Consider the following 13293-nt stretch of genomic DNA (forward strand, 5'->3'; position numbering starts at 1 on the left):
GAGACTGGCTGAGACCGGACCCGACTGAACTCGACTGGCCGAAACGCCACCCTTGTTGCTGCTGTCACACGCCCTGATAATCGCACCGCGCTCCGAAGGGGCATGTTCGGATATCGGATTGACATGATCCTGACAATGATCTCGGTAGGAGCGCAACCTCCCACGAAAGGAAGCACGTTGCGCAACTACCTCAAGGCGTTCAAGAGAGCGGCGGCGGTCGGTGCGGTCGCCCTCGCCGTGTTCAGCCTCCAGCCCGGCAGCGCGCAGGCGGCCCAGGACCGGGACCCCGGCGTCAGGCCCAGTCCCGGTGTCGTCGGCGGCACCCGTGCCCAGCAGGGCGAGTTCCCGTGGATGGTGCGGCTGTCCATGGGCTGCGGCGGTTCCCTCTACACCAAGCAGATCGTCCTCACCGCCGCGCACTGCGTGAGCGGCAGCGGCGCGAACACCTCGATCACCGCCACGGCCGGGGTCGTGGACCTCAACTCCTCCTCGGCGATCAAGGTCAAGTCGACCCGCGTCCTCCAGGCCCCCGGCTACGACGGCCAGGGCAAGGACTGGGCGCTGATCAAGCTCGCCAAGCCCATCGACCTCCCCACCCTCAAGGCGGCCGACACCGCGGCGTACAACTCCGGCGACTTCACCATCGCCGGCTGGGGCGCCAACCGTGAGGGCGGCAGCCAGCAGCGCTACCTGCTGAAGGCCACCGTCCCGTTCGTCGACGACGCCACCTGCAAGAACGCCTACAGCAACCTCGTCGACGACGAGGAGATATGCGCCGGATACCTGCAGCAGGGCGGCGTGGACACCTGCCAGGGCGACTCCGGCGGTCCGATGTTCCGCAAGGACAACGCGGGAGCCTGGATCCAGGTCGGCATCGTCAGCTGGGGCCAGGGCTGCGCGCGGCCCGGCTACCCCGGTGTCTACTCCGAGGTGAGCACCTTCGCCGCGGACATCCGCAGCGCCGCCGCGAGCCTGGGCGGCTGACCCGGCTCCAACCCCGCTGACCTGGCATTTCCGGGTGATCACGGCCTCGTCGGTGAGCAGCTGCCCGAGAGCCGGGTACGACGTGAGACGGCCCGCCCGCGCGACTTCGGTATGACGCGGACGGGCCCCGCTCATCCTTTCGGCCGAGGTGGGACGGGCCGAGAATGGGTCGGACAGTCGAGGTGTGGGACGGATAAATGTCCGTAACGTGAGGGGCGTGGTGCGGCGGCAGCCGAAAGGCGACCGGAAGCGGCGTGATCCTTCCGAGCCCGGCACCGCCGTCCGAGCCGTACGAACGGAAGGCACTCCGTGTCCGCCCAGTCCCGCATCGTCGCCGTCGCCGTCCTCACCGCAGCCACCGGCGCGGTGCTCTGGCCGGTGGCCGGCGCCTTCGCGGCGGACAAGGACCACCGGCCCGCCGCCCGCACGGTCACCCAGCAGGTGCTGCTGCCCGACGGCAGCCGGGCGCGCCTGCACTCCGGCAGCGCCGGCGCGAGCGTCGACGTGATCTCCCGCGGCACGCTGCGGACCCTCGACGCCACCCGCCCGGCCGCCGACGCGGGCCGGCTGCACCTGCGTATCCTCGGCGGCGACGGCACCCACCCCACCCTGCGTGCCGCACTCGAGGGGTCCCGGCTGACCCATTACTACGACTTCGCCTCCGGCTCCCTGCGGTACACGCCCGACGGCTCCGACCTCGACCGCCTCGCCGCCGACGGCGACACGCTGAAGGACTACCGGCCCGGCGCCAAAACGGCCGCGGCCCCCGCGACCCGCACCACCCCGGCCGGTGACGCGGCCCGCGCCGACCTCCGCACCGGACACCACACGGACGCGGGCGGCGATCACACGGACAGCCGCCCGGACAGCCGCCCGGACGCCCGCGAGACCGGCGGCACGGCCGCCGGCGGCAAGGACAACGGCGCGAAGCACGACGCTGCGAAGCACGAGACGCGCCTCGCGACCTCCAGCAACCCCGTCAAGCGCGTCGTCCAGGCCGGCGCGGCCATCAACGGCCGGCACGACATCGCCGCTCCCGCCCTCGCGGGCGCCGTCCTGCTCACCCTCGGCGGCGGGGCGTACGCCGTCCGCTTCGCGGTCCGCCGCTCCGGGCGCGCCGACGCCTGAGGCGGGCCCGCACCCGCCGCCACGCTGCGGTTGCGGCACCACGACACCCCCGGTGACATGGAGGGACGCCCCTCCGGCCCGGGGCGCGCGCACCCTTCCGGCACCGACGACCCATCACGCGCACGCGGGGCGGCCTCCCTCCCGCGTACCGACCAGCACGCGAGCCGAACGCAGGCAAGGGGACAGCATGGCGATCACCGTGGTCATCGCGGACGACCAGGAAATGGTCCGCACCGGCTTCCGGATGATCCTGGAGAGCCAGCCCGACATCGACGTCGTCGCCGACGTCGTGGACGGTGAGGCCGCCCTGGCCGCGGTCGAGGAACACCGGCCCGACGTGCTGCTCCTCGACATCCGCATGCCCAAGCTGGACGGCCTGGAGGTCACCCGCCGGCTCTCCGCCCTCGCCGCCGCGCACCCCGAGCGCGGCCGGGTTCCGCGCATCGTCATCGTCACCACCTTCGACCTCGACGAATACGTCCACACCGCCCTCCGCAACGGCGCCTCCGGCTTCCTCCTGAAGGACGCCAGCCCGGCCATGCTCGTCGAGGCCGTCCACGCCGCCGCCGTCGGCGACTCCCTCATCTCACCCGCGATCACCGTCCGGCTGCTGCGCGACATGGCCCCCGGCGTCACCGCGAGCCCGGCCCGGCAGCCGTCCGAGCCGCTCACCGAACGCGAGGCGGACGTCGTCCGCTGTCTGGCGCGCGGCGCCACCAACGCCGAGATCGCCTCCGAACTGTTCGTCTCCCTGTCCACGGTGAAGACCCACCTGGCCAATGTGCAGATCAAGCTCGACGCCCGGAACCGCGTCGAGATCGCGGCCTGGGCCTGGGAGAGCGGGCTGGCCACGGGCGGCACATGAAAACGGTCGCCGGGTGGGCCGCCCGGCACCCCCGGCGCGCGGCGGTCGCGAAGACGGTCCTCGGGGCCTTCCTGCTCTTCCTCGTCGGCTTCGAGTCCATCGCTCTCGCCCGGCAGCCCAGCCCACCGCACGCGGTGGTCCTGGCCTCGGGCGTCGCCGTCTGCCTGTGCGCCGTCCCCTACGGCTGGATCCCTCTGGAGGTACGGGCCGCCGTCGCCGTCGCGGTCTCCTGGGGCACCACCGTCGCCCTCACGGCCGGCCCGCACCCGACCGTCGTGTGGGGCATGGGCGAGGCCATCGCCCTGCTCGTCCTGCTGACCGCCGTCGTCCAGCGCTCCACCACCAAGGCGGCCGCCGTCCTCGGCCCGATGCTCGCGACCGCCTGTCTCGCCGCCCCCATGCGCGACCTCAACCCGGGCCGCTTCACCGCCCTGTTCGCGGTGCTCACCGTCGTCGTCGGCACCTACTCCCTGCTGCTGCGCAACCAGTCCGGACAACGGGTGCGCGATCTCGCGGCCGTACGCACCGCCGAACGGCTCGAACTCGCCCGGGAACTGCACGACCTCGTCGCCCACCACGTCACCGGGATCGCCGTACAGGCCCAGGCCGCCCGCTTCACCTCCCTCGACGGCCGGGCCGCCGCGGCGGCGTTCGAGCGGATCGAGACCTCGGCGAGCGAGGCCCTCGGCGCGATGCGACGGCTGGTCGGCGTCCTGCGCGAGGGCGACGCCGAGACCGAACCCGTCGCGGGCCTGCCCGAGGTGAGGGCCCTGACCGAGGCGTTCGCCCGCACCGGCCCGCCCGTCGTCCTCTACATCGAGCAGGGCATGGAGTCCTGGATCCCCGGCGAGGTAGCGGCGGGCGTCCACCGCGTCGTCCGCGAGGCCCTGACCAACATCCGCAAGCACGCCGCCGACGCCACGGCCGTACGCGTGGGGGTGCGCGGCACCGCCGCAGGCGTCGAACTGCGCGTCGCCGACGACGGCAGGAGCGCGGCCGGGCTCGCGGAACAGGCCCGGGGCGGCGGCTTCGGCCTGGTCGGCCTCGGCGAACGGGCCAAGGCCATGGGCGGCCGGCTGCACGCGGGCCCCGCACCGGAGGGCGGCTGGGAGGTCACCGCGCTCTTCCCCCTGGACCGCCGCCCGGCCCGCGGCTGAGCCGGACGGCCACGCGAGCCCTGCTCAGGGGTGCCCATGCATACGGGCGCTGTTCGCCTCGGGCTCAATCCGCCCTGAGCTCAATCCGCCCTGAGCTCAAACCATTTGGGGCCGACTTCGTGATCATTAACGTGATCCCCATGGACATCTCTCACGTCACCCAGGACATCCGGATGCTGCGCTTCGCCGTCGGCCAGGCCTACGCCGTGCGGCTGCCCGACGGCTGGGCACTCGTGGACACCGGCATCGCCGGATCCGAGGGGGACATCCTCGACGCCCTCGCCGGCCTCGGCTGCGCCCCCGGCGACCTGCGCGAGATCGTGCTCACCCACAGCCACCACGACCACACCGGCGCGGCCGCCGCCCTCGCCGCCGCCACCGGCGCCCGTGTGCTGGCCGGCGCCGCCGACGCCCCGGTCATCCGTGGCGAGGCCCCCGAAACGCCGCCCGTCCTCCTCGACTTCGAAATCCCCCTCCACGCGGCCATCACCCCCCATGTCCCTCCGGCCCCGCCGTCCCCCGTCCACCGCGAGCTCGTCGACGGCGACACCCTCGACTGGGGCCAGGAAGCGCGGATCGTCCACGTCCCCGGCCACACGGCGGGCAGCGTCGCCGTGCACCTCCCGGCGGCCAAGGCGCTCTTCACCGGCGACACCATTGCCTCCCACGAGGGCGCCGCCATACTCGGCATCTTCAACGTCGACCGGGAGCAGTCCATCGCCTCCTTCCGGCGCCAGGCCGCCCTCGACATCGAAACCGCCTGCTTCGGCCACGGCGACCCGATCGTCAAGGGCGCCGGCGACGCCCTGCGCGCCACCGCGGCACACCTGCGCTGACCGTCCCGCCGCGACGGAAGGGCACCGACACGACGGCACCGGCCAGATGCCGGGGCCGTCGGCCCCGGTCAGTCCTGCCCGTCGGCCTTCAGCTCCTGCCCGTAGCAGAGGCAGAACGGGTGGCCCGCAGGATCGGAGAACACCCGGAAACCGGACCGCTCACCCCCGCTGTCGTGGAGGAACGTCGCCCCCAGCGCGATCACCTCGCGCTGCGCCCGCTCCATGTCCTCGATCGTGGGGACGTCGAAGTCCAGATGCATCTGCTGCGGATGGGCGGAATCCGGCCAGCGCGGCGGCTGGTGGTCCTCAGCGAGCTGGAAGGCGATCCGACGGCCGTCCTCGGCGGTCAGCCACACCCACTCCGGGTCGTTGTCGTCCACCCGCCAGCCGAGGATCCCGGCGTAGAAGGTCGCCAGCGCGGCCGGGTCCGGACAGTCGATGACGGTGCACTGAAGTTTCGCGATCATGAGGAGATCCTGCCCGCCCCGGGCCGATTGTCCACCCACCGGGCCACCCGGCCCGCGTTTGTCCAACAACCGCTCACTTTTGTCCATGGTCCCACCCGCCACCACCGCCCCACGGTGTCCGTACTTCGCCGCGACCTGTCGAAGTGACGCGACCTGTCCTGTCCAAAGGACGCGTCCCGTCGAAGCGACGCGACCGTGAAGTGACGTGACCCAACGGCGTACGGAGGAGCGAGCAGCGTGGATCCGGAAGGCGTGCAGACACCGGCGGAGCCCCGGGACACCACCGGCCCCAGTCGACGGGCCCTCGTCGTCACCACCGCACTCGCCGGCCTCGGCACCGCCCTCACCACCACCGGCGCCGCCCACGCCCGCACCGCCGACGAGACCACCCTGCGCTCCACCACGCTGGAGGTACGCCTCGACACCGCCTTCCCCCGGATCCTCTCCTACACCGACCGCGCCACCCGAGCCGTGCTCCACGGGCAGGAGGACCCCGTCACCTCGGTGCTCATCGACGACACCCCGCACACCCCGGACGTCACCCTCACCCTCGCCCCCTCCGGCGACCTGGCGGCGTACGCTCTCGCCTTCAGCGGCGGCACCCGGATAAACATCGAAATCCAGGTCGGTGACCGGCGGGTGGACTGGCGCGTCACCCGCATCGCCGACACCGCCGCCCTCCGCGTCGGCACCCTCAGCATCCCCGGGCTGGCACTGCTCGGCGTCCGCAGCACCCAGCCGGGCGCGACGCTCCTCGCCGCCCGCATCGAACTCGACAAGAACCGGAGCGGCGACACCCTCATCCAGGTCACCCCCGACACCCCCGCCGAGCCCGACCCCACCGGCTGCGCGTACGCCGTCGTCAGCACCGACCAGCTCGCCGCCGCCCTCGAGACCAACACCGTCCACGACACCCCCGACCGCGCCACCGCCTGGGAGAACGGCCGGCTGTGGCGGCAGACCGTCAAACGCCCCGGCCGCACCGAGGCCCGTATCGGCTGCGGCCAGTGGACCCACCGGGCCGCCACCGCACCCGTCGAAGCCACCGAACCACTGCCCTACGCCACGGTCGTCCTCACCGGCGACCGCAACGGCGACGGCAAGGTCGACTGGCAGGACGCCGCCATCGCCATGCGCGACATCATGGTCAACCCCCTCGGCGCCGACGAACAGCACCTGCGGGTCGTCCCGCACATCGCGTTCAACTTCGCCAGCCAGGCCACGAACCCCTTCCTCACCACCCTCGACAACGTCAAACGGATCTGCCTCGCCACCGACGGGCTACGCCAGTTCACCCTCCTCAAGGGCTACCAGTCCGAGGGCCACGACTCCGCGCACCCCGACTACGGCGGCAACCACAACAGCCGCGCCGGCGGGCTCGACGACCTCAACACCCTGGTCCGCGCCGGGAAGACCTGGCACAGCGACTTCGCCGTCCACGTCAACACCACCGAGTCCTACCCCGTCGCCCACGCCTTCTCCGAGACCCTCGTCGACACCGGCGACCGGCAGTGGGACTGGCTCGACCAGTCCTACCGCATCGATCCCCGCCGCGACCTGGTCTCCGGCGACATCGCCCGCCGCTTCCGGCAACTGCGCGACGAGACCGACCCCGCCCTGAACACCCTCTACATCGACGTCTTCCGGGAGTCCGGCTGGAACTCCGACCGCCTCCAGCGCCATCTGCGCGACCAGGGCTGGCAGATCACCACCGAATGGGGCCACGGCCTGGAACGCTCGGCTCTGTGGTCCCACTGGGCGAGCGAGACCGACTACGGCCCCGACACCTCACGCGGGATCAACTCCCGACTCATCCGCTTCATCCGCCACCACCAGAAGGACGTCTTCGCCGACAAATGGCCCCTCCTGGGCACGGCCAAGCTCGGCACCTTCGAAGGCTGGCAGGGCAAGACCGACTGGGCGCCGTTCTACCGCCGCATCTGGACCGAGAACCTCCCGGCCAAATACCTCCAGGCCTTTCCCGTCCACACCTGGGAGGAACACCGCGTCACCTTCGCCGGCCCGACGCACACCACCGTCACCTCCCGGCCCGGCGAGGACGGCACCCGCCGGATCACCACCGACGGCCGCACGGTCTACGACGGCGACACCTACCTCCTGCCGTGGGAACCAAGGGAGGCCACCGACCCCGCCAAGCTCTACCACTACAACCCCCGGGGCGGAGCCACCACCTGGACCCTGCCCCGCGGCTGGGCCGGACTGAAGAGCGTGGTCCTGCACCGCCTCACCGACCAGGGCCGCGCCGACCCTCTCGCCCTCCCCGTACACGACGGAAACATCGCAGTCCGGGCCGCGCCCGACCAGCCCTACGTCCTCACCCGCGAGCGGCCCCGCACCCGCCGCGACCCCGCCTGGGGCGAGGGCACCCCCCTGCGCGACCCCGGCTTCAACTCCGGGACCCTGGACGCCTGGACGGTCACCGGGCCCGCCGCCGTGGCCCTCGGCGAACGGGGCGAGTGGGAACTCGTCATCGGCGCCGGCCCGGCGGCCACCGTGAGCCAGCGGCCCGCCCGGCTGAGGCCCGGCACCTACGCCGCGTCCGTACAGGTCGAGGTCGGCTCGTCGGCGGGGGAGCGGCGCCGGGCGGCCCTCCACGTCCGCACGGCCGACGGGATCACGGCGGTGAACTGGACGGACACCTCCACCGCCGGCAACCACATGGCCGCGGACCGCAAGCACGGCACCCGCTACCAGCGGATGTTCACGTACTTCACCGTGCCCCGCGGCGGGGGACCGGTGACGCTCTCCCTCACGGCCGCCGCCGGCCGGGCACGGGTCCGCTTCGCGAACGTACGGATCGTGGCCGCGCGCCGCACCCCCACGCACGGCGCCCTCGTCCACGAGGACTTCGAGCACGTACCCCAAGGCTGGGGCCCGTTCGTCAAGGGCGACGCGGGCGGCGTCACCGACCCCCGCACCCACATCGCCCAACGGCACGCGCCCTACACCCAGCGCGGCTGGAACGGAAAGGCCGTCGACGACGTCATCGACGGCACCCAGTCCCTCAAATCACGCGGCGAGAACACGGGCCTGGTCTACCGGACCGTCCCGCACACCGTCCGCTTCACCCCCGGACACCGCTACCGGGTGGCCTTCCGCTACGAGAACGAGACGGCCGGCCAATACGCCTGGATCACCGCCGTCGACGAACCCGCGGCGCGGGAACTCACCCGCACGCCCCTGCCCGCCGCCACCCGGCCCACCACCCACACCCACGAGTTCACCGCGCCGCCCACGGGCGAGGCATGGGTGGGCCTGCGGAAAGTGGGCGACAACGGGACCGCGGAGTTCGTCCTCGACGGCTTCACCGTGCACGACCTCGGCCAAGAGCCCCCCACAGGGCCCGTCCCGGTGGTCACCGCCACCGGCCGGTGATCACCGGGGAGTACGGGCACCCTGCCCCCCCCCGCACCCCCGTTCACCGGCGCCCGCCGCCGAGCCGGACCACGCGCTTCCGGCCGATCGCGCCCGCCCTCTGGCGGGCGACCGGCCCATCGGCGAAGATCGGCGCTGCGCGCGACGAACCGGCGGCGGAAGGAGGCCCGGACGCATGTACCACACCTGGATGCGGTACTTCACGCCCGGCCCGGTCCACCACCGGCTCGGACTGGTCTGCCTCGGCGTCGGCCTCCAGCACGGCGCCCTGCCCGCCGTCGGACCCCGCACCCTCGACCACCACGTCGCCGTCGTCATCAGCGCCGGGACGGGCTGGCTCCGCACCCCCGACGGCCGGACCCTGCCCGTCACCGCCCCCGCCCTCCTCTGGCTCAGCCCCGGCGTCCCGCACCACTACGGCGCCGGACCGGAACACGGCTGGGACGAGAGCTTCGTCGACTTCACCGGCCCCGCCGTCACCGCCTACACCGAACTCGGCCTCATCGAACCCGACCGGCCCCTCGTCCCCCTCACCGGGGCCACCGCCGCCCGCGCCGCCATCGGCCGCATCGCCCGCGCCGCCCACCGCGGCAACCCCCTCCTCGAAGTCGAGACCTCCGCCGCCGTCCACGAGCTCCTCGTCGCCCTCCACCGCGCCCGCGCCGACCTCGACGGCGACGGGCAACCCCTCCTGCGGGCCCTCGCCCGCGACGCCTTCCTGCCGCTGTCCGTCACCGAACACGCCGCCCGGCACGGCATGACCCCCGCCGCACTGCGCTCCGCTGTACGACGCGGCGCCGGGTGCAGCCCGAAGGACTACCTCCTGGCCATCCGCCTGGGGCGCGCCAAGGAACTCCTCGCCGCCACCGAACTGCCCGTCGCGGCCGTCGCCCGCCGCGTCGGCTACGACGACCCGGCCTACTTCAGCCGCCTCTTCACCCGTCGCGTCGGCACCGCCCCGGTACGGTTCCGCGAGCGCCAGGGCCACAGCGTCCCCGGCGGCTGGAGCCGGCGGATACCCGACCCGGAGCACCCACCGGTCATCGGAACCCTTCCGCCCGCATAGGGTCGGTGGACATGACCGACAGTGCCAACAGCTTCAGCGGTGCCCACAGCACCGACGACGAGTCCGTACGCGCCGAGCTGGGCCGGCTGCGCGACAGCATCGACAACATCGACGCCGCGGTGATCCACATGCTCGCCGAGCGGTTCAAATGCACCCAGCAGGTCGGCCACCTCAAGGCCGCCCACAAACTGCCGCCCGCCGACCCCGCCCGCGAGGCCCGGCAGATCACCCGGCTCCGCGAGCTGGCGGAGAACGCCAAACTCGACCCCGCGTTCGCCGAGAAGTTCCTCAACTTCATCATCGCCGAGGTCATCCGCCACCACGAGACGATCGCGCGGGCGTAGCGGGTAGTCGGGGGCTGCGCCCCCGGTCCCCCCTTCCGCGCTACGCGCGGTCTCCTCAATCGCCGGACGGGCTGGTCGAGCCCGTCCGGCGATCGAGGACCGGGGTCCGGGGCGGAGCCCCGAGGAACGGTGAGCAGCCCGAGCCCGAGGCCTCTCCCACCGCCCAAAACCCCATAGGCCGGCGCCCAGCGATACGGCAGCATGACCCCATGCCCGTACTCACGCGCGACGAAGCGCAGACCCGAGCCCGACTCCTCGACGTCCACCGCTACGGGATCGATCTCGATCTCACCCGCGGCGACGAGCACTTCGGCTCCACCACCGTCATCCGCTTCACCGCACGCGAAGCCGGCACCACCTTCGTCGAGGTCCGCCCCGCGGCCCTGCACCGCGCCACCCTCGACGGTCACGCCCTCGACGTCGCCACGCTCGACGACAACCGGCTGCCCCTCACCCTCACCCCCGGGGAACACGAGCTGCGCGTCGAGGTCGACATGCGCTACTCGCACACCGGCGAGGGCATGCACCGCTTCACCGACCCCGCCGACGGGGAGACCTACCTCTACACCCAGGGCTTCCTCGACGACGTGCAACGCATCTTCGCCGCCTTCGACCAGCCCGACCTCAAGGCCGTCTTCGACGCGACCGTCACCGCCCCGCCGCGGTGGACCGTCCTCGGCAACGCCATCGCCACCCGCGTCGGCGCCCCCGCCGACGGCCGCTGGCAGCTCGCCACCACCGCACCGCTGAGCACCTACCTCGTGGCCTTCGCCGCCGGCCCCTGGCACACCGTGCGGACCGAGCACGCCGGGCTGCCCTTCGCCCTCCACTGCCGCCGGTCCCTCGCCCCCCACCTCGACGCCGACGCCGAGGAACTCTTCGACATCACCCGCCGCTGCTACGACCGCTACCACCAGATCTTCGACGAGCCCTACCCGTTCGACTCCTACGACCAGGCGTTCGTCCCCGAGTTCAACGCCGGCGCCATGGAGAACCCGGGCCTCGTCACCTTCCGCGACGAATTCGTCTTCCGCTCCGCCGTCACCGACACCGAGCGGCAGACCCGCGGCATGGTCATCGCCCACGAGATGGCCCACATGTGGTTCGGCGACCTCGTCACCCTCCAGTGGTGGGACGACATCTGGCTGAACGAGTCCTTCGCCGAGTACATGGGCTACCAGGTCCTCTCCGAAGTCACCCGCTTCACCGGTACGTGGACCGACTTCGCCGTCGCCCGCAAGAGCTGGGGCTACGACGCCGACCAACGCCCCTCCACCCACCCCGTGGCCCCCGCCCCCGACGCCGTCGGCGACACCGCCTCCGCCCTGCTCAACTTCGACGGCATCTCCTACGCCAAGGGTGCGAGCGCCCTGCGCCAGCTCGTCGCCTGGCTCGGCGAGAAGGACTTCCTCGCCGGCATCAACGACCATTTCGCCCGCCACCGCTTCGGCAACGCCACCCTCGCCGACTTCATCGACTCCCTGGCCCGCGCCACGGATCGCGACGTCCACGCCTGGGCCGACAGCTGGCTGTGCACCAGCGGCGTCGACACCCTCACCCCCCGCATCACCGAAGACAGCGCCGAAGGCGCCCCCGGTGCGGCCCGAGCCGGCGGCACGACCGGCTGGCGCCTCGACCTCCACCACGACGGCACCCGCCCGCACCACCTCGCCATCGGCCTCTACGACCACGCCCCCGACGACCCCCGGGCCCTCGTGCGCCGCGACCGCGTCGAGGTCGACCTGCCCGCCGGCGGCGGCACCAGTACCCGCACCTTCACCGGCCCCCGCCCCGCCCTGCTGCTCGTCAACGACGGCGACCTGACCTACGCCAAGGTCCGCCTCGACGCCGACTCCTGGGACACCGCCCTGCGCACGCTCTCCGGGCTGCCCGACCCCATCGCCCGCGCCGTCGTCTGGAACGCCGCCCGCGACATGGTCCGCGACGGCGAACTGGCCCCCGCCGCCTACCTGGACGCCGCCCGCGCCCACATCCCGCACGAAACCGACATCGCCATCGCCCAGGCCGTCCTCGGCTTCGCGCGCACCCAGATCGCCGACCGCTACTTGTCGGCCACCGCCCGCCCCATGGCCCTCACCACTCTCACCGACCTCGGCCACGACCTCCTGCGCCGCACCGACGGCACCGGCCGGGCCGACGCGCAGGGCCTGCGACTGATCGCCGTCCGCACCCTCATCGACAGCGCCACCACCCCCGACGTCCTCCAGGACTGGCTGACCGCGGGCACCGTCCCCGGCGGCCCCGCCCTCGACCCCGAACTGCGCTGGCGCACCCTCGCCCGCCTCGCCGTCCTCGGCGCCACCACCCCCGACGCCATCGACGCCGAACTCGCCCGCGACCCCAGCGCCACCGGCCAGGAAGGCGCCGCCCGCTGCCACGCCGCGCTCCCCGACGCCACCGCCAAGGCCACGGCCTGGCAGGCCATGTACCCCAGGTCCGGCGAGGACAAGACCGGCCCCGAGCTGTCCAACTACCTCTTCACCGCGACCGCCCAGGGCTTCTGGCAGCCCGAACAGCTCGACCTCCTGCGCCCCTACCGCGCGCGCTACTTCCCCGCCGCCGTCACCGTCGCGGCCCGCCGCGGCCCCGCCCTCGCCATCGCCGCCGGCGTCCACGGCTTCCCCCACCCCCTGGTCGAGGCCGAGACCCTGCGCCTCGGCGAGGCCTGCCTGCGCGACGGCGACCCCACCCCGGCCCTGCGCCGCAAACTCGCCGACCAGCTCGACGACCTGCGCCGCGCTCTGAAGATCAGGGAGAGCCTGTAGGCCTGTCCGGCGGGTCAGGGGGGCACCACCGCTGCGCGGCGGTGCCCTCAAGCTCCCCCAGCTACCGCTGGGAGGTGCCCCCAGCGGGCTGCTGTGCTGTGTCCTCAAAGGCCGGACGGGCTTGGCGGCTGAGCTCAGCCAATAGCAGCCCGTCCGGCGTTTGAGGACGCGCCCGAAGGGCGCCCGCCGCCGCAGGCGGCCAGACGGCCCGCAGGCCGAAGGTCCGCCGGTCAGGCGAGAGGTGGCACAGCGGTCGGCAGCCGA

The 13293-nt window shown here is 73.0% G+C and carries 10 protein-coding genes; 9 read left to right on the forward strand and 1 reads right to left on the reverse strand.

The genetic code is table 11. The features are described from left to right. Positions 1 to 177 precede the first annotated feature (177 nt). The 5 genes from ACZ53N_RS08610 to ACZ53N_RS08630 all read left to right on the forward strand — a co-directional run bounded on the left by ACZ53N_RS08610 (position 178) and on the right by ACZ53N_RS08630 (position 4970). On the forward strand, positions 178 to 984 hold the full coding sequence (locus ACZ53N_RS08610) for a S1 family peptidase (protein WP_469140196.1): 807 nt from the start codon (positions 178 to 180) through the stop codon (positions 982 to 984). Between the two features lie 309 nt (positions 985 to 1293). Next, a complete protein-coding gene (locus ACZ53N_RS08615) occupies positions 1294 to 2112 on the forward strand; it encodes a hypothetical protein (RefSeq protein WP_469140197.1) in 819 nt (272 codons plus the stop codon). Positions 2113 to 2299: 187 nt separating this feature from the next. Beyond that, complete coding sequence (locus ACZ53N_RS08620) at positions 2300 to 2977, forward strand: response regulator (RefSeq protein ID WP_469140198.1); 678 nt, start codon at positions 2300 to 2302, stop codon at positions 2975 to 2977. Beyond that, the gene (locus ACZ53N_RS08625) at positions 2974 to 4134 is read left to right on the forward strand and encodes a sensor histidine kinase (RefSeq protein WP_469140199.1); all 1161 of its coding nucleotides are present in this window, start codon (positions 2974 to 2976) and stop codon (positions 4132 to 4134) included. Before ACZ53N_RS08620 ends, ACZ53N_RS08625 begins: the two co-directional genes overlap by 4 nt. 140 nt (positions 4135 to 4274) lie before the next feature. Beyond that, entirely contained in the window at positions 4275 to 4970 is a 696-nt protein-coding gene (locus tag ACZ53N_RS08630; RefSeq protein ID WP_365371126.1) for an MBL fold metallo-hydrolase, read from the forward strand. 68 nt (positions 4971 to 5038) lie between these two features. Here the strand turns inward: ACZ53N_RS08630 and ACZ53N_RS08635 are convergent, their stop codons facing one another. Next, on the reverse strand, positions 5039 to 5437 hold the full coding sequence (locus tag ACZ53N_RS08635) for a VOC family protein (protein ID WP_469140200.1): 399 nt from the start codon (positions 5435 to 5437) through the stop codon (positions 5039 to 5041). 237 nt (positions 5438 to 5674) lie between these two features. On the opposite strand from ACZ53N_RS08635, the gene ACZ53N_RS08640 reads away from it, so the two are divergent. The 4 genes from ACZ53N_RS08640 (at position 5675) to pepN (ending at position 13029) form a co-directional block, all read left to right on the forward strand. Further along, the gene (locus tag ACZ53N_RS08640; protein WP_469140201.1) at positions 5675 to 8833 is read left to right on the forward strand and encodes an endo-alpha-N-acetylgalactosaminidase family protein; all 3159 of its coding nucleotides are present in this window, start codon (positions 5675 to 5677) and stop codon (positions 8831 to 8833) included. Between the two features lie 175 nt (positions 8834 to 9008). Beyond that, positions 9009 to 9899 (forward strand): helix-turn-helix transcriptional regulator, encoded by an 891-nt coding sequence (locus ACZ53N_RS08645; RefSeq protein WP_469140202.1) that lies wholly within the window; start codon positions 9009 to 9011, stop codon positions 9897 to 9899. An 11-nt stretch (positions 9900 to 9910) separates the two neighbouring features. After that, positions 9911 to 10243, forward strand: coding sequence for a chorismate mutase (locus tag ACZ53N_RS08650; RefSeq protein WP_469140203.1), 333 nt, complete (start codon positions 9911 to 9913; stop codon positions 10241 to 10243). A gap of 209 nt (positions 10244 to 10452) precedes the next feature. Further along, positions 10453 to 13029: an aminopeptidase N gene (pepN, locus tag ACZ53N_RS08655; RefSeq protein WP_469140204.1), complete on the forward strand. Its 2577-nt coding sequence runs from the start codon at positions 10453 to 10455 to the stop codon at positions 13027 to 13029. Positions 13030 to 13293: the final 264 nt, after the last annotated feature.

This window comes from Streptomyces sp. NPDC033229 (assembly GCF_055576875.1).

Excerpts from the sequence above, each read along its gene's own strand:
- ACZ53N_RS08620 (WP_469140198.1), top strand. The coding sequence starts at position 2,300 with ATGGCGATCACCGTGGTCATCGCGGACGACCAGGAAATGGTCCGCACC.
- ACZ53N_RS08625 (WP_469140199.1), top strand. The coding sequence starts at position 2,974 with ATGAAAACGGTCGCCGGGTGGGCCGCCCGGCACCCCCGGCGCGCGGCG.
- ACZ53N_RS08630 (WP_365371126.1), top strand. The coding sequence starts at position 4,275 with ATGGACATCTCTCACGTCACCCAGGACATCCGGATGCTGCGCTTCGCC.
- ACZ53N_RS08635 (WP_469140200.1), bottom strand. The coding sequence starts at position 5,437 with ATGATCGCGAAACTTCAGTGCACCGTCATCGACTGTCCGGACCCGGCC.
- ACZ53N_RS08645 (WP_469140202.1), top strand. The coding sequence starts at position 9,009 with ATGTACCACACCTGGATGCGGTACTTCACGCCCGGCCCGGTCCACCAC.
- ACZ53N_RS08650 (WP_469140203.1), top strand. The coding sequence starts at position 9,911 with ATGACCGACAGTGCCAACAGCTTCAGCGGTGCCCACAGCACCGACGAC.
- pepN (WP_469140204.1), top strand. The coding sequence starts at position 10,453 with ATGCCCGTACTCACGCGCGACGAAGCGCAGACCCGAGCCCGACTCCTC.